Consider the following 16,039-nt stretch of genomic DNA (forward strand, 5'->3'; position numbering starts at 1 on the left):
CCGCTGAATTAATGGCGGAGACCGCAGCGGTGCATGATGCTGCTGATGGTGTGCTCGCGCATCTCCGTGGAGAACTCGTAGACCTGGTGGTCGCGGTAGATCTGGATGGTCTGGCGTGTGGTGTTGACCAGGATTTCGCAGTGGTCGCACTCGGCCAGGTGAGCGCGGATCTCTTCGAGCAGCTCCGCATCGACTTCGTTGTCGAAGTAATCGGTCATGCGTGCAAGGAAATCTGTACAGGTCACTGGACCACGCTCCACGATAGAGATGCGCGGCGGCGTGTGGAAGGTGCGACGCGTGAGTACATTTTTGTACGGACCGTGAACACCGCCGCGGTGCCTGTGCGCTGAGTGCTGAAGGCCATCACGGCTGTACCGACCCGTCTTTGCGCTTTAAGTAGCGGCTGAGGCGTTCGCGAAGTTGCAACCGGGCGCGCAGCAGCCTGGACTTGACGGCGGGAACGCTGAGACCGAGAGCTTGTGCGGTCTCTTCGGTGGACAGGTTCTCGATGTCGCGCAGGGTGAAAACGGTACGGAAGCCGGGGGACAGGCCGGCGATGGTCTTCTGCAGGATGTCACCGAGTTCCGAGGTGGACAGCTGCTGCTCGGGATCGGGAGACCAGTCGGCGAAGTCGCGCGGGATGGAGCCTTCTTCGGTCTGGACGTCCTGGTCCATGCTGACGGTGCGGCTGGTCTTGCGCTTGCGGAGGCGCATGAGGCTCTCGTTGACCGCGATGCGCGTGAGCCAGGTGGAGAACTTGCTGTTGCCCTGGAACTGGTCGAGCTTGTTGTAGGCCTTGAGGAAGACGTCCTGGACGATGTCTTCGGCGTCTTCGCGGTTCTGCGTGATGTGGTTGGCTACGCGAAAGATGGCGCGGTCGTACTGCCGCACGAGCGTCTCGAAGGCCTCGGCATCGCCGTGCTTGGCCCGCTCGACCAGAGCTACATCGGGGTGAACCTCTTCGGTTCCTGGTTGTTCCAGAACTGGCATGCGTCTTGTTGAGTGTACGACCGCGGAGGTTGGGTCGCAATCACGATGCGTGCCAAGGGCCGAGGAGAATTATTGCGGAGCCGTGCTGTGCCGTTACCAAGATGGGTTCGGACAAGGTTGGGCGGGAGCGCGCCGGGAGCCACGGCCCGGCTTATTGTGGAGGTGTGACGTTTGGGCTGGGTAGTAGAGGACGGTTCGGGCTGCTGGCCCTGGTGGCATGCGGTGTAACCGCCACGGCGGGTGCCGTGCCGAAGAAGCCGGCGCATTCCGGGTCGCAGCATGCCTCCCGGCAGACGGCTGGCAGCGCCCACGGACCGGCGCGTGGCAGCGCAGGCGCAGCGGCGAGCCGGCGTGCCGGGGTTGGTGGCACGCGGGCGCAAGGGAAGGCCGCCGGTGCGCGAGGTGGGCGAAGCTCTGGTGGTGCGCGCTCTGTACACGGGCGTGCCGTTCCGCAGGTGCATGTGCGGACGGTGGAGTCGGCACCGACTCCGGTGAGCCGGCAGTTGTCCACGGCGTTTGTGCAGACGGAGCAGTTGCGGCCGATGGCGCAGCAGTTGGCGAGCACGCGTTCGGCGGCAGCGTACGCCGGCGTGCAGAACTATGCGGCAGCACACCCGGGCGAGGGAGCGGCGGCGGCGTATCTGGCGATCGGACACGCGTACACGCTGGACCGCAGCTATGCCGCGGCAGGTGGGGCATTCCGGCAGGCGGCCAACGCGGGTACGAGCCTGAAGGATTACGCCGACTTTCTGGGGGCGCAGGCTTCGGTGCAGAACCACGATGCGACGGGCGCGATTACGCTGTTGACCGGGTTTGGGACGCGGTATCCGGACAGCATCTTTGCCGCGAGCGCGCCTGTGCTGCTGGCGCAGGCGTACCTGTTGCAGAACGACGGAGCGGCGGCTTTGCGGGCGTTGGCGACGCAGATGGGTCAGCCCGCTTCGCAGAAGGCGGACTACCTGCTGACGGAAGCGAAGGCGCATGAGCAGCAGGGCGACAACGCAGCCGCAGCGTCCATTCTGCGGCAGATCTATGTGCGGCTGCCGTTTTCGCCGGAGGCGGCGCAGGCCAAGGCCGAGCTGCAGAAGCTGAACGCTGGACCCAGCGCGGGAGAGCGCAAGCTGCACGCAGATGCCTTGTTCAACGCGCACCGCTATGCCGAAGCAGGGGCGGAGTATCACTCGATTGAGCGGGATGATGCGTCGCTGGGGCAGGCGGACCGCGATGCGCTGGAGATCTACGCGGCGGTATGCGATCTGCGGCAAAAGCACCTGTCACGGCGTGATGCGGAGCGGCTGCCGCAGACGAGCGATGACTCGGCGGCGTTGCGGCTTTACATTCTGGCCGAGCTGGCGCGCAATGATGGGGATGAGGCAGGGAACCGGTCGCTGCTGGAGCAGATGGAGCAGCGCTTCCCGAACAGCCGATGGCTGGAGGAGGGTTTGTACTCCAGCGGCAACATGTACCTGATCAAGCGCAACAGCGCGCAGGCGATTGCGAACTACTCGGAGCTGTTTCGGCGGTTCCCGAACAGCACGTATGCGCCGTCGTCGCACTGGCGGGCGGCGTGGTTGAACTACCGCTCACGCAACTACGCGGAAGCCGCGCGGCTGATGGAAGAGCAGGTCGCGAAATACCCCACCAGCACCGAGGCGCCGAGCGCGCTGTACTGGCGGGGACGGCTGTTTGAGGATCCGGAGAAGAACTACGCGCAAGCTGCCAACTTCTACAACGCGCTGAATACGAGCTATCAGAACTATTACTATGGCGTGCTGGCTCGCGAGCGGCTGCGTGCCATGGGAGCGCAGCCGACGGTCGCGCCGGCGTTTCCGCTGAGCAGCGTGCGCACGCCGCCCGCGCCAACGCTGGTGCAGGCGCTGCCGGAGAATGATCCGCACCTGATCAAGGCGCGGCTGTTGGCGAATGCCGGCCTGAACGACTACATTGCGCCGGAGATCCAGGCCAGCCCAGGAAGCGGTCAGTGGGGTGCGCTGGCGCAGGCGGAGATCTATCGCAGCTATGGCGAGAATGTGCGGTCTCTGCAGGCGATCAAGCGCGCGGGATCGTCGTTCTTTGCCTTGCCGATTCGCGAGGTTCCGAACGAGTACTGGCAGTTGTTGTTTCCTCGGCCGTATTGGAGCGACCTGACAACCGATGCTGCGGCGCATGGTCTTGACCCTTACCTGGTTGCCTCGCTGATCCGGCAGGAGAGCGAGTTCAATCCTGCGGCTGTTTCGCGGGCGAATGCATATGGGCTGATGCAATTGCTGCCAAGCGTCGGCAAGGCAGAGGCGAAGAAGCAGGGAATCGGTCGATTCCAGACAGGGATGCTGCTGGATCCGTCGACGAATCTGCGGCTGGGGACGGGCAACCTGAAAGCGGTGCTGGACCGGTTTGGCGGCCAGGCGGAGTATGCGCTGGCGGCGTACAACGCGGGCGACAGTCCCGTGCGGCGGTGGATGGCCGAGAACAACTACAAGGACATCCCGGAGTTTGTTGAGTCCATTCCGTACTCGGAGACGCGGGACTATGTGCAGTCCATCCTGCGAAACCGCGAGATGTACCGGCAGTTGTACGCAGGGCAGTGATCGGTTGTGAGGCAGGCTCGGAGAGCATGGACGTGCCGAAGTAGAGGCAGCAGTCTGTGTTAGCCTGAGGCTGTACGGAGAGATGGCCGAGTGGCTGAAGGCGCACGCTTGGAAAGCGTGTATACCGCAAGGTATCCAGGGTTCGAATCCCTGTCTCTCCGCCACCCTTCCCACAAACAAGACAGAATGAGCAGCTTAGGTTCGTCGAGCGACTTGAGCCTGACAACCATTGTCGTCACGTTAGGACGAATGGACACATGCGGACAGGTAAATCTGTCCAACTTGGTCTCCGGTCGTTATCGTTGAGCTCCCCGGCTTCAAGTTCGGTGTGAGATGTATGTACCAGCTCTGAACATCGCTGTCCCGAGTGGCCTGTGCGACCACCTGCTACACGCCGAGATGGGGAAGCGCATGGCGGAAGGCGGGTATGCGCAGCGCGTTTCCGACGTGCGACACGCCGAAGCTATCCCAAAGCTGCCATGAACCTATGCGGTTGCTGACGCGATGCTCGTCGAGTCGGCGTCTGGTCAGATGAGCCTCACGCCTGCTATGTGCCCGTTGTTGCCGGTTGTTGACGAGACGCCGGACTTATAGGACCGATCGCGTTGTGGCTTTCTGTTGATGAACTCACGAAGCAAAATGCACGTACAACGCTATGTGTGTTGCTGGAGTTCAACTGAAGAGGTGGGCTATGAGAGTGGGAGCTAGCCGTCGAGATGTTATGAAAGGAATGATTTCGGCTACTCTCGGCACTCTCATCTCCACAAGGCTGAGCGCTGGTGCAGCGGATCCTGTCGAATTGAGTTCCGCCTCTCTCTTTCAGGGGGTGCGCAAGAAGATCGACTACGCGATTGCGACCGGAGAAGCAACGGGTGTGGCCGTCGCGGTGATCCAGGGTGGGCGCATTGTTTGGGAGGAAGGCTTCGGGTGGGCTGACCGGGAGGCAGGGCTCAACGTAACGCCGCACACGCCATTCAGCATGGCGTCCATCACGAAGCCTTTTACGACGACTACACTGATGACGCTGGTTGCTGCAGGCAGGCTCTCCCTTGACGGCAGCGCGAACGAGTTCCTCGCGAGGAGCAAGATCTTCTGCGAGAACGGCAACCCGGCCGCCGCGACAGTGCGCATGCTCGGAGCACACGTCAGTGGCTTGCCTGGCATGTACGAGCCGTACGAGGCTGCCGAAAGCAGCCTTATCCCGAGCCCTGACGTGCTGCTGAAGGACTATGGCAGGCTGGCCTATCCGCCCGGTTCGGTCTACGAGTACAGCAATCTCGGATATGCCGCGCTGAACGCCATCGCACTCTCTTTGACGCAGATTGAGTTTGGGGCGCTTATGCGAGACCGCGTCCTCTTACCACTGGGCCTCAAGGACAGCTTCTTCGGCAGTGATGCGAAGCGGGTTCCGAGTGGGGCACTGCCTTACGATCCGCTCGGCCGCGCTCTCCCACACTACCGCACGTCGACTCCAGCCTCCGGTGAGCTGTATGCGAGCGCTCACGATCTTGCTCAGTTTCTGCTTTTCAACCTGGGACACCATGTTGGTCATGGAGCGCCGATCCTGGGCAGGCAAGAGATTGCCGAGCTGCATCGACCGGTGTTCCGCGGGCCGTCCGGAATTGCTACAACATTTGGTTGGTTCCAGGGCCACACGGTTTCCGGCGTTCCATTCTTCTTCAAGAGTGGTGGAGACCCGGGAGTCGCGAACCGAATGTGCTTTGTGCCTTCGAAAGATCTGGCCTGTGTGGTCGTCACGAATCAGTCGAATGCAACTCCGTTAGCTTACGGCGTCTGTGATGAGGTGATGCAGAGCGGGTTAAGAGATTGGATTCAGCCCGTGGAAGACTGCGGCTTTCCTGCCACCCCAATGGTTGACGCGGCGAGGTTTGCGGGGCAATGGTACGGCTCACTTCAAAATGACGAGGTCGATGTGCCTATCCATTTGCAACTGCAATCTGCACAGGCGGCAACTCTCGCCATTGGAAACCAAAGCGCTGAGCCACTTGAGCGGATCAGTGCTGAGGGGGAAGCCCTGACAGGGCTGACGAACGGGTATATCGCTTCACCCGACGTGCTGAGAACCGGCGCTCGTAGCCTGGAGATTAAACTGCTCCGCAAAGACAACGAACTCGTTGGACGGGTCTTCGCAGTTTCGGGCGATCCAAACGTGAAGAACGCACGGCTGCCGTACGTGTTGAACTTGCGGAAGAGGTAGGGAGAAACGCTGCTGTCCTCGGCGACGAACACTGTTAACAAAGCAGCCTTCCGATCGCTGCGTTGACGGAATCGGGTGGAGAGAGTTGACTGGTCGTCAGTTTGCGCGCTTTCTTTGCTGGTAGGCAGCAACTTTCACCTTGTTGCCACAGATGTTCATGCTGCACCATCGACGAGAGCCCTTCTTGCTCGTGTCAAAAAAGTGAACGACACACGATTCGCATTTGCGAACGCGCGAAGGTTCCTTCTCCACCAATAGATTCGCTGTGCCATTAGCGATGAGCGCCCATAGGTCGGAAGGTGTGTGCAGTTCGACACGAGTTTCCCGAATGAGCTTGCCGTCTCGCTTGTGCAAGGACGTAAGTTGAGGGTGCTGAAGCAGCAGAGAGTTCACCTCAGAGACGAACGCATCCCCCGGTAGCTTTCCGCTCTCGATTCGCAGGACAGCCTCCCTCAATCTCTCGCGGAAGGTGATGAGCTGTTTCAGGAAGGCTTCTGCTTCTGCGGAGTCTCGCCATTTTCGTACCGCAGCCCTGTCTCGGATCGAATTGATCATCCCGGAAGCCACCATCCACCGTTCTAGCGCTCGAACATCCGTGAGCAGCTCCGTAGGACCATCCGCCAAGACGGGTTTTGTATTTAGAAAATCCAGGATGGGCCGGTTGGCCACGAACAGAAATCCATCCTTCCAATCGTTCAACTTATGGGCAGCTGCGTTCATACTTCCTCTCTCTTAAGCTACTCCGAAAAATAAGAGACACCGATATTGCAACGTTTACAGGTGTCAAATAGTCTCACTATATGCAAGGACAGCCGCACGCGCATCGGGAGGAATTTCGTTATGACCACGTTTCAGCACGCCACCGTTCATGGAGTCAGTGTCTTCTATCGCGAAGCAGGTTCCAAGGCTTCGCCAACGATCGTGCTGCTGCACGGCTTTCCTAGCTCGTCGCATATGTTCCGGGATCTCATTCCGCGGCTGACAGAAAGATTCCACGTCATCGCTCCCGACTACATTGGCTTTGGTTACAGCGATGCTCCTGCCGCAGACAGCTTCGAATACACCTTCGACAATCTCGCTGCCCATGTAGAGGAGCTGCTCTTCGGCGTGCTTGGGTTGAAGAAGTTCAGCATTTATGTGCAGGATTATGGCGCGCCTATCGGCTATCGAATCGCTTTCAAACATCAGGAGGCTATCGAAGGGGTCGTCGTACAGAACGGCAACGCCTATATCGAAGGCATCGGCGCAGCTTTTGACCCGATGAAGCCATTTTGGATCGACCGCAACGCGGAGACCGAAAAGCCAGTACGGGAGCTGCTCAAAAAAGAGACGACCATCTTCCAGTACACGCACGGCACAAAGGATTCGTCACGGATCAATCCTGACTCGTACACCATGGATCAGCTCTTCCTCGATCGTCCTGGTAACGACGCCGTCCAACTGGATCTGCTGCACGACTATCAATCGAACCTCGCGCTGTACGACGGGTGGCATGAGTTCTTCCGCAGCAAGCAGCCGAAGACTCTCATCGTCTGGGGCAAGAACGATCCCTTCTTCACGGTCGAAGGCGCGCAGGCCTATCTGCGCGATATTCCAAAGGCCGAGCTTCACCTGATCGATACCGGTCACTTCGCGCTGGAAGACTCGAGCGAGTTCATCGCAGAGCAGATCGTGAAGTTCTTCGCCTGATTTCGCAGAGCGAGAATGGCAGTCTTTACGGCTCCATAACGAAGCACAGGAGAGGCATGACCGCAATGAACTTCACAGAGAAGGCAACAGTTGTACTGGTTCACGGAGCCTGGGCTGATGGTTCAAGCTGGCAGGCAATCATCCGTCCGCTCCAGGAGTGTGGCTTGAACGTAATTGCAGCGCCGATTCCGCTCACCTCCCTGAGTGACGATGCTGGCGCACTCAAGCGCACGATTGCAAGGACACAAGGTTCCGTCGTCGTCGTAGGACATGCCTACGCAGGTGCCGTCATTGCGACGGCGATCGATGAGCGCGTCAAGGCATTGGTATATATCGCGGCTCTGGCTCCGGACGAGGGAGAAACGGTCGCCGAGGTCTTCTACAAGGACGAGAGTCACCCAATGGCGCCTGAACTTGCTCCTGATGCAGACGGGTTTATCTGGATGCCTGACGAAGGATTTGCAAACGCTTTTGCACAGAACGCCACGCAGGAGCAGCTTGTAATCTCAAGGGCCGTGCAGCGTCCGATCGCCGTGAGGAGCATTCAGGAGGCAGCGCCAGCGCCGGCCTGGAAGTCGAAGCCAACGTGGTATCTGGTTGCTGAAGACGACCGGATGATCAATCCGAAGACACAGCGCTTCATGGCAAGGCGCATGAACGCCACCGTGCGATCTCTCCTCGTGGATCACACACCGCTGCTCACCGCTCCTGACAGCGTCGTCGACATCATCCTCGAAGCCGCACGAGCAACGATCTCCTAAAGGGAGCAAGGTACAGACGCACTGGAGGGGATCATGAAGGATGTATCTGTAGCTATCGTCACCGGAGCCAGCCAGGGTATTGGCCGCTCTACCGCTATCCGCCTAGCCCGTGACTTCTCCGCCGTGGTCCTTGCTGCGCGTAATGGCAGCGCGTTGGAAGAGGTGGCCGAAGCAGTCATGGCTGCCGGTGCTGAACCGCTCTCGTGTGCGCTCGATCTGAGTCAGGTAGAGGCGTCGGAGACGCTCGTTCGCAAGACACTTGACCGCTTCGGCCGGATCGACGCACTCCTCAACATCGCCGGGGCCGTACCGCAAATCGACCTTTTCGAGATGACAGATGAACAATGGAGGGCCGGCATGGAATTGAAGCTGCACGGCGCGCGCCGGTTGACGATGCGCGCATGGAAGGCTCTGAAGGAGTCGCAGGGTTCCGTGGTGTTCATGTCTGGCAGCGCTGCCCTTGATCCCAAGCCGGCATTCGCGGCCGTTGCCTCCACCAACGCGGCGATCACCGCACTCGCAAAGGCCTTTGCCGAACAGGGCATTAAGGACGGAGTGCAGGTGAACAGCATCGTGCCTGGCGCCGTGATGACCGGGCGGAGGCGCTCTTTCCTTGAAAAATGGGCACCGGCTCACAACATGAGTATCGAAGAGGCAATGAAGAGATTTCCTGAAGAGGCAGGCATCGCCCGTTACGGTCAACCAGAGGAGATCGCGGAACTCCTAGGATTCATGGTCTCTCCCGCAGCGAAGTGGATGACCGGTACGTCTGTTCGCATGGACGGTGGGGAAGTGAAAGGAATCTAAACGTTGCCGCGCTTGTGTGCTGCGCGGGTTGATCTTGCCTCCGGTGGTGACTGCCGTGGCGATCCCGAGCCAGGCAGAATCCTGGGCCCTTGCGGGGCTGCGCCGTTACGCATGGCCGCAACGCCAGAAGCTCGCCCGATGCTGTTTTGCCAAGCCGATATCAATCGAGCGAATTGCATGGAGATGGTTCACTCAAACCGCCGACTGCATGCTCCGCTTGGGCAGAGGCCACAGCGGCGGACCATCTGATCAACGCCTTTGCGAACTCCTCCGACGGCTCAATGCGCAACTGGCCTCTTCCCGGCAATTGCGATTGAAGCTAAGCGCGATTCGGCGGCACAGAATCACGTTCGAAGTACAGGCTGTCCTGTGCGCGGGTTTGTCAGTGTCACGTTCTCAAGGGCCTGGATGCGCCAGCCGTTGGGTAAGAGTCTCAGCACCGCGAGGATCACGGTATCGACCGAATGCGGACCAGCCGGATGTGCTTTGCCAATGTTTAGACGACTCCAGCAGTGGAGCACTGCAGCATCATCGCCGAGAGCTATGGTCGAAATGACTTCATTCTGCATCGTGGAATCGCTATAGATCGTCTCGTGAATCGGCGCATGCAGGGCGACAATCTCCTGAACGCCACGTACGTAGTGTCCGAAGCGGTTGACGAAGCTAGCGTCCGCGCAAAAGAGCGCAGCAAGTGCGGTCATCTCGTGGCTGTTCCACGCCTCTTGGAACTGCTCAGCTATGTCCTCGGGTCGCTTCATCGCAGATCATCCTATTTCAGCCAAAGATTTACTGACGAGAAGCCGTCGTTCCAGGTCTGATCTGGCGGGAGGAGCGCATGCGGTCCTCTGGCTTCATGTCCTCGGTTGACGTATTCCTTAAAAGGAATATACAGTCTGATGCATGTCGCGAGCAGCTCATCCGGCGGATGTTTTCAGTGCCATAGGCGAACCGCGGCGGCGCGAGGTTATCGCGGTGCTCTCTGATGGCCGGGAACACGCCGTCAACGAAATCGTTCTTCGGATGGAAGTGGGCCAGCCTGCCGTGTCCAAACATCTGGGTGCGCTACGCAAGGCGGGCGTGGTCACGATGGTTAAACGCGGACAGCATCGCATGTACCGCTTAGAGCCGAAGGGCCTGAAGCCTGTCCACGACTGGGTAAAGGCCTTCGAACGCCACTGGACACAACAGATCGGCGACATCAAGCAGCGCGCGGAGCGCAAGGCGCTGGACCGACTTATTCGCCTTGACGATGACGTGAATCGGCGAAAGGAGAACTGATGGCAGCCACTGTGAAGAAAGACGTACTGCAGGCCTTCGAGATCATCAAGGAGGAGGAGATTGCGGCACCGGTAGAGATCGTATTCGAGACCATTCTCGAACAGATGGGGCCCTTGAATCGGCTACCCAAGAAGCCGATGCCCATGGTTCTGGAGGCATGGCCCGGCGGACGGTGGTTTCGCGATCTGGGCAACAACGCCGGCCACTTCTGGGCAGTCGTGCAGGCGATCAAGCCGCCTTCGCTGCTGGAACTCTCAGGGCCGCTGATCATGTCGACTCCGGCGATGTCGAACCTTCAATACCGCCTCACGGAAGAGAACGGCGTGACCCATCTTCGATTCGTGCACCGGGCGATGGGCTGGTTGGGAGAGAGCGACCACGGCGTGAACGAAGGGTGGGCTTATCTGATGGAGTGCATTCACACGGCAGCGGTTGAAAGGGCGAGGCGATAGCAATGTGTCCATTCTGCATAGGAACAGCGGCGTGGGTCGCCGCAGGCGTGATCGCAAGTGGCGGGGCCTCTGCGCTTGCGGTCACAAGATTTTGGAAGAACAAATCACAAGCGTATGTGGGCGAGGAGAAGAATCATGTGGAGCAATGAACAGATCGCTGCAATGAGCAAACCGGCTATTGTCTCCCGCGAAGAGTGGGACAAGGCTTGGCTCGAGATGCTGGGCAAAGAGAAGGAACATACGCGGGCACGCGACGCACTGGCTGCGGCACGCCGGCGGATGCCGTGGCTGGCGGTCGAGAAGGAATATGTCTTCGAAAGCGGCGACGGGAAGAAATCACTCCTTGATCTGTTTGAAGGCCGGCGTCAACTGATTGTCTACCGCGCTTTTTTCGATTCAGGTGTCTACGGATTCCCGGATCATGCCTGTGTCGGCTGTTCGCTCGGCGCAGACCAGGTCTCGCATCTCTCGCACCTGCACGAACGCGACACTACGCTTGCTTACGCCTCTCGCGGTACACAGGAACAGCTTGCCAACTTGAAGAACCGCATGGGCTGGCAACACATCCCGTGGTACACCATCGTCGATGACTTCGATAAGGATTTCGGCGTGGATGAATGGCACGGCCACAACGTTTTCATTCGTGACGAGAACGACAAGATCTTTCGAACGTATTTCATCAATGTCCGGGGCGATGAAGCGATGGGCACCGTATGGAGCTACCTGGACGCAACCCCACTCGGACGGCAGGAGGATTGGGAAGACTCGCCGGCGGGCTACCCACAGACACCGCGCTACAAGTGGTGGCGCTGGCACGACGCCTACGGGAATGAAGACCGCAAATGGTCGAAGGTGGTTGATGACGCCGCGACACGAAACCTGAGGTAAGGTGTTGCGGTGCTGCGGAACCGGCTTTGACAAGCTGGCTGGTGTGCATGGGACTTCGGGATCAGCAGCGCCTCTGCATCTCACGAATCTTCGACATCGGCGACATTGCACGCGCGCCGTGCTCCTCGGATCCCTGGCTGTCCGCCACTCCCTCGTCGACTAGCGGCGAAGAGCCCGGAATCCTGAAATCCATGAAGAGCGACGGTCTGGCGGGCGTCTATACAGCACCGTACTCTTAGTTGCGCCTTGCTGCCGAGAGTCTGCGAGCCGTGACGCAGTGTGCGGATCAACCCGGGTCATTCCTTGTCGTATCCGCTGAGTCAGATCACCGCCGCGATCCACATCCAGTGAAGCGAAAGAATATCGCGACGGCTGAAACTTCTCACGTCAGATCGCGTCAGGTTAGCAAAGTACCCAAATCATCCTTTTGCAACATTCGCTGAAACCCGACCGGGTCTCAACGGGCGCGGCCGTCGTTTCAGTAACGATCGGAGCCACACGCATGCCTCATTTCCGTTCCATCGTGTTCGCTGCCACGATGTCGCTGCCACTCTTCCTCAGTTCTGCATCCATCAACCCTCTCCTTGCACAAGAAACGACCGGCTCGCTCCAGGGCACGGTGCGTGATCCTTCCGGTGCGGTCGTTGCTCACGCGACGGTCACGGTCACCACCCCAACGCTGGTCGGAAGCAAGAGCGACACGACTGACAGCAAGGGCAACTACCACTTCGCGAACCTGCCTCCCGGCTCGTACACCATCACGGTCGATGCGCAGGGCTTCACCCAACTGAAGCAAACGGGATTGATGATCGAGGTAGGACGCAGCCCGTCGGTCGATCTGAAGCTCGGCATTGGGTCAGAAAACACGACCGTAGAGGTGACGACCGAAAGCCCGCAGATCGACACGACTTCTGTGACCACGCAGACGGTCGTCGGGGCAGACGTAATCCAGTACGTTCCGCGTGGCACCACCTTTCAGTCCGTTATCCAGTTCGCCCCGGCCGCTCGCAACGAACCGCTGATGGGCAACACCACCACCAATGGCAGTGGCAGCGTTTCGCCCGGTAACGGCAGTAACGGCAGCCCCTACGGCTACTCCATTGCGGGCGGTTCCGATTCTGAAAACTCCTACCTGGTCGAAGGCCAGGAAACCGCCAACCTGATTGGCGGCTACTCCCACACCAACGTTCCGTTCGACTTCATCCAGGAAGTTCAGGTGAAGACATCGGGCATCGCGTCAGAGTACGGCGGCGCCATGGGTGGCGTGGTCAATGTGATCATGAAGAAGGGCAGCGCGCAGTTCCACGGCTCCGCCTTCATTCAGTACAACTCGTCCGGCCTGAATGGGTCGCCCAACCCCTCGCCACGCTACAACCCGCTTGACTCCGGCACGACGACCAACTGGCTGGGCAGCAGCGCGGGCTACCAGGGCTTTATCGATCCTGCCTACCAGAGCAACACGCCCGTCAAGCCAAAAACCAGCCTTGTCTTTCCCGGCTTCACGCTGGGCGGCCCCCTGGTTCCATTTAGTAGCACGCTTAAAGACAAGCTGTTCTTCTTTGTTGGCTTCAACCCCCAGCTCAGCCGGTACGCCATCCAGGTGAACTACGGACCCAGCAATGGCGGCCTGGTGCCGTTCAGCCAGAACCAGAACACCTACTACACCATTGCCCGCGTGGACGCACAGGCCACGAAACGCATCCGCGTGTTCGGCTCATGGCTCTACCAACTGCAGCGCGAGAACGGCGAGAACCTGCCTTCTCTGGATTCCAAGCAGGGCTACTTCAACGCCGCCACGGGATGCTTCGGTGCGGCTACCTCGGCAAGCAATCCTTGCCTATCTACGGGCATTCCGCAATTCGCTAATGCGCACACGCTGGGCTACGTGGCACCCAACATCACGGTCAACACGGGTGCCGACATCACCGTTACCAACAACATCGTGGCAACGTCGCACTTCGGCTATTACTTCGAGAATTATCACGACTTCGGCTTTCCCACGACGGGCGTGCTGAACTACTTCAACACCAACGGCCTGGGCACGACCGATGCGACGGGCGCTCCGTTACCTGCTGCCTACCAACAATCGACCGGCTACTACAACGCTGCGCTTGACCAGAACTACACGCAGTACAACGCCAGCAAAGCTATCCAGTTCGATCAGGATGTTGCCTGGTTCAAGAGCGGCTGGGGCGGTAGCCACAACTTCAAGTTCGGCTATCAACTCACCCGCAATTCCAACACCTTGAACCAGCACTACAACGAACCGCTGGTGAACCTGTACGTCGGCAACTCCTCTGCCGCTCAGTACAGCCCGTCCAGCAGCACGGGCAACGCAAACTGCGCGGCCTACGTGGCTCTGTACGGCGCCTGCCAGGGCCGCTACGGCTATGTGTCGATCGAAGATTTCGGCACCCACGGATCAGCAACCAGCTACAACCACGGCCTGTACGCTCAGGACTCGTGGACCATCGCTCGTCGCCTCACGCTCGACTACGGCGTTCGCTTCGACAAGGAATACCTGCCTGGTGAAGCGCAGAACGCAACCTCAATCACCGGCGCCAATCTTTCCAAGCCGATCAACTTTAGCTGGACCGACAAGTTCGCTCCCCGCATTGGTGCTTCCTGGGATGTAGCCGGCGACGGCAAGACGAAAATCTTCGGCGACTATGGCAAGTTCTACGACACGATGAAGCTGAATCTTGCGATCAGCTCCTTTGGCGGCCAGTACTGGCAGAACTGCTACTTCGCCCTGGATACACCCAACCTCGGCAGCATCAATCCTGTGTTCAACAGCGCCAGCCGTTATTGCAGCGGTGCGGCTCCCAATAGCACCACCAACTTCGCTGGTGGGGCGACGCCCGCCGGTCTCACCTTTCTGGAGAGCCAGGACTTCCGCAGCTTTCCAACTACCTGCTCAACCTGCAGCGCGGTGCAGGAGGGTGTGGCTCCCGGCCTGAAGCCGTACCAGCAGCATGAAGCTGTGGTTGGCGTGGATCGTCAGCTCACCCGCACGCTTGCATTGGAAGTTCGCTACGATCGCCGCCGACTCGATCAGGCGATTGAGGACGCGTCGCTCGCATCTTCGGTTACCGGCAGCGAGACCTTCGTCGTCGTCAACCCTGGTCGTGGCGTGAATGCCAGCTACACCGGCTTCTGCCAATTCCTGTATGGCGCTGGCGCTGCAGACTGCACCTCCAGCAGCGGCCAGTACCCGCCGGACCAGCAGATTCCAGCGGCGCGCAGTTATGACGGTGTCGAGTTCCGTTTGCAGAAGGCCGTGAGCAATCACTGGTCGGGCATGTTGTCCTACACGTACAGCTACTTCCGCGGCAACTACACCGGCCTCACCAGCTCTGACCTGGCAGACGGCGGCTCCGGCGGTCGTAACGCTCCCAACAACAGCCGTTCCTTTGATGAACCCTACTTCCAGTACAACGCCAACGGCGGATCCTCCAGCGGCCGCCTTCCCACCGATCGTCCCAACACGTTCAAGGGATATGCGTACTACACCCTTGGCTACCTGCGCCGGTTCAACTCGGACTTCGGTATCTTCCAGACCATCTACCAGGGCTCGCCGAATACCACCTACACCAACGTGGGCTACAGCGAGAATGCCTTCCCAGTTGATGTCTTCAATCGCGGCAAGTGGGCTGACGTAACGCAGGATCCGTCCACCGGCATCATCACGGTTGGCACCCCCCGCACCTTCCGCAATCCCTGGTACAACCAGACCGACTTCGACTTCACGGAGTCGTTCAAGATTGACGATCGGCAGTCGCTCCGATTCGCCACTACCTTCACCAACCTGCTAAATGATCACGCGGTCACTGCGGTGTACGAACAGCTTGACTCCGCCTACTCCGCCAACCAATACATCACGCCGGGCGGTTACGCCTTCTACGACGGCGCTGCCTTCTACGCCGCCGCGGAGCACCCGTACGACGTGGCCAAATCACTGAACGGCAGCACCGCCACGAGCAACAACTTGGGCGGTCCAGAGACGATCAACTCACAATATGGCAAGCCGCTGTATTACCAACAGCCGCGCAACATCCGCTTTCAGTTGAGCTACACCTTCTAACTTCAGGTATGCGCTTTCGGCCGGGTCTGACCTCGCAGATCCGGCCCTTTTTTGCGCTAAACCACACCGCTTCCAAAGGAAGGTGTGCTTCCGTCGCCAGCCCTGGATCGTGCCGTTGCCCTGCAAGCTCGCAGAGCCTCCGATGATGTGCCGACGTTCCAAGTCGCTCTATAGCTGGCGAAGTGCTTCCGTTGAGTGCTTCCGTGCCGATGCGTCAACCGCGATGGTACTGGCCGCTCTGCACCATCAGCCAACAGGCGTGTGACTGAAGGCTGTTGCTGGCA

The 16,039-nt window shown here is 59.5% G+C and carries 13 protein-coding genes and 1 tRNA gene; 10 read left to right on the top strand and 4 right to left on the bottom strand.

The annotated features are described in order from the left end of the window. Positions 1–8 precede the first annotated feature (8 nt). Positions 9–245 (bottom strand): anti-sigma factor family protein, encoded by a 237-nt coding sequence (locus OHL12_RS03690; protein WP_263412483.1) that lies wholly within the window; start codon positions 243–245, stop codon positions 9–11. A 118-nt stretch (positions 246–363) separates the two neighbouring features. Further along, a complete protein-coding gene (locus OHL12_RS03695; RefSeq protein WP_263412484.1) occupies positions 364–990 on the bottom strand; it encodes a sigma-70 family RNA polymerase sigma factor in 627 nt (208 codons plus the stop codon). Positions 991–1,154: 164 nt separating this feature from the next. Between OHL12_RS03695 and OHL12_RS03700 the strand changes: the two genes are divergently transcribed. The 3 genes from OHL12_RS03700 (at position 1,155) to OHL12_RS03710 (ending at position 5,796) form a co-directional block, all read left to right on the top strand. Continuing rightward, complete coding sequence (locus tag OHL12_RS03700) at positions 1,155–3,578, top strand: lytic transglycosylase domain-containing protein (protein WP_263412485.1); 2,424 nt, start codon at positions 1,155–1,157, stop codon at positions 3,576–3,578. A 76-nt stretch (positions 3,579–3,654) separates the two neighbouring features. After that, a tRNA-Ser gene (locus tag OHL12_RS03705) sits at positions 3,655–3,742 on the top strand. A gap of 566 nt (positions 3,743–4,308) precedes the next feature. After that, entirely contained in the window at positions 4,309–5,796 is a 1,488-nt protein-coding gene (locus tag OHL12_RS03710) for a serine hydrolase domain-containing protein (protein ID WP_263415066.1), read from the top strand. A 96-nt stretch (positions 5,797–5,892) separates the two neighbouring features. On the opposite strand, the gene OHL12_RS03715 is transcribed toward OHL12_RS03710, so the two are convergent. After that, positions 5,893–6,516, bottom strand: coding sequence for a CGNR zinc finger domain-containing protein (locus tag OHL12_RS03715; RefSeq protein WP_263412486.1), 624 nt, complete (start codon positions 6,514–6,516; stop codon positions 5,893–5,895). Between the two features lie 120 nt (positions 6,517–6,636). On the opposite strand from OHL12_RS03715, the gene OHL12_RS03720 reads away from it, so the two are divergent. The 3 genes from OHL12_RS03720 (at position 6,637) to OHL12_RS03730 (ending at position 9,053) form a co-directional block, all read left to right on the top strand. Next, positions 6,637–7,485 carry an alpha/beta fold hydrolase gene (locus OHL12_RS03720; protein WP_263412487.1) on the top strand — a complete coding sequence of 283 codons (849 nt, stop codon included), beginning with the start codon at positions 6,637–6,639 and terminating at the stop codon, positions 7,483–7,485. 65 nt (positions 7,486–7,550) lie between these two features. Next, positions 7,551–8,246: an alpha/beta fold hydrolase gene (locus OHL12_RS03725; protein ID WP_263415067.1), complete on the top strand. Its 696-nt coding sequence runs from the start codon at positions 7,551–7,553 to the stop codon at positions 8,244–8,246. Positions 8,247–8,279: 33 nt separating this feature from the next. After that, positions 8,280–9,053 (top strand): SDR family oxidoreductase, encoded by a 774-nt coding sequence (locus tag OHL12_RS03730; protein WP_263412488.1) that lies wholly within the window; start codon positions 8,280–8,282, stop codon positions 9,051–9,053. A gap of 344 nt (positions 9,054–9,397) precedes the next feature. Here OHL12_RS03730 and OHL12_RS03735 read toward each other — a convergent pair whose 3' ends face one another. Continuing rightward, entirely contained in the window at positions 9,398–9,811 is a 414-nt protein-coding gene (locus OHL12_RS03735) for a YybH family protein (protein ID WP_263412489.1), read from the bottom strand. 142 nt (positions 9,812–9,953) lie between these two features. Between OHL12_RS03735 and OHL12_RS03740 the strand changes: the two genes are divergently transcribed. The 4 genes from OHL12_RS03740 to OHL12_RS03755 all read left to right on the top strand — a co-directional run bounded on the left by OHL12_RS03740 (position 9,954) and on the right by OHL12_RS03755 (position 15,755). Beyond that, on the top strand, positions 9,954–10,331 hold the full coding sequence (locus tag OHL12_RS03740) for an ArsR/SmtB family transcription factor (RefSeq protein WP_263412490.1): 378 nt from the start codon (positions 9,954–9,956) through the stop codon (positions 10,329–10,331). Then, positions 10,331–10,783: an SRPBCC family protein gene (locus OHL12_RS03745; RefSeq protein WP_263412491.1), complete on the top strand. Its 453-nt coding sequence runs from the start codon at positions 10,331–10,333 to the stop codon at positions 10,781–10,783. Before OHL12_RS03740 ends, OHL12_RS03745 begins: the two co-directional genes overlap by 1 nt. Before the next feature lie 135 nt (positions 10,784–10,918). After that, positions 10,919–11,671, top strand: coding sequence for a DUF899 family protein (locus OHL12_RS03750; RefSeq protein ID WP_263412492.1), 753 nt, complete (start codon positions 10,919–10,921; stop codon positions 11,669–11,671). A 502-nt stretch (positions 11,672–12,173) separates the two neighbouring features. After that, positions 12,174–15,755, top strand: a complete 3,582-nt coding sequence (locus OHL12_RS03755) for a carboxypeptidase regulatory-like domain-containing protein (protein WP_263412493.1) — start codon at positions 12,174–12,176, stop codon at positions 15,753–15,755. Positions 15,756–16,039: the final 284 nt, after the last annotated feature.

It is taken from the genome of Terriglobus aquaticus (genome assembly GCF_025685415.1).
GTDB classification, from domain to species: domain Bacteria; phylum Acidobacteriota; class Terriglobia; order Terriglobales; family Acidobacteriaceae; genus Terriglobus; species Terriglobus aquaticus.

Bases quoted from the DNA above. Each gene is read 5' to 3' on its own strand.
- OHL12_RS03725 (WP_263415067.1), top strand. From the start codon at position 7,551: ATGAACTTCACAGAGAAGGCAACAGTTGTACTGGTTCACGGAGCCTGG.
- OHL12_RS03730 (WP_263412488.1), top strand. From the start codon at position 8,280: ATGAAGGATGTATCTGTAGCTATCGTCACCGGAGCCAGCCAGGGTATT.
- OHL12_RS03740 (WP_263412490.1), top strand. From the start codon at position 9,954: ATGTCGCGAGCAGCTCATCCGGCGGATGTTTTCAGTGCCATAGGCGAA.
- OHL12_RS03755 (WP_263412493.1), top strand. From the start codon at position 12,174: ATGCCTCATTTCCGTTCCATCGTGTTCGCTGCCACGATGTCGCTGCCA.
- OHL12_RS03735 (WP_263412489.1), bottom strand. From the start codon at position 9,811: ATGAAGCGACCCGAGGACATAGCTGAGCAGTTCCAAGAGGCGTGGAAC.
- OHL12_RS03695 (WP_263412484.1), bottom strand. From the start codon at position 990: ATGCCAGTTCTGGAACAACCAGGAACCGAAGAGGTTCACCCCGATGTA.
- OHL12_RS03750 (WP_263412492.1), top strand. From the start codon at position 10,919: ATGTGGAGCAATGAACAGATCGCTGCAATGAGCAAACCGGCTATTGTC.
- OHL12_RS03710 (WP_263415066.1), top strand. From the start codon at position 4,309: ATGATTTCGGCTACTCTCGGCACTCTCATCTCCACAAGGCTGAGCGCT.
- OHL12_RS03715 (WP_263412486.1), bottom strand. From the start codon at position 6,516: ATGAACGCAGCTGCCCATAAGTTGAACGATTGGAAGGATGGATTTCTG.
- OHL12_RS03745 (WP_263412491.1), top strand. From the start codon at position 10,331: ATGGCAGCCACTGTGAAGAAAGACGTACTGCAGGCCTTCGAGATCATC.
- OHL12_RS03720 (WP_263412487.1), top strand. From the start codon at position 6,637: ATGACCACGTTTCAGCACGCCACCGTTCATGGAGTCAGTGTCTTCTAT.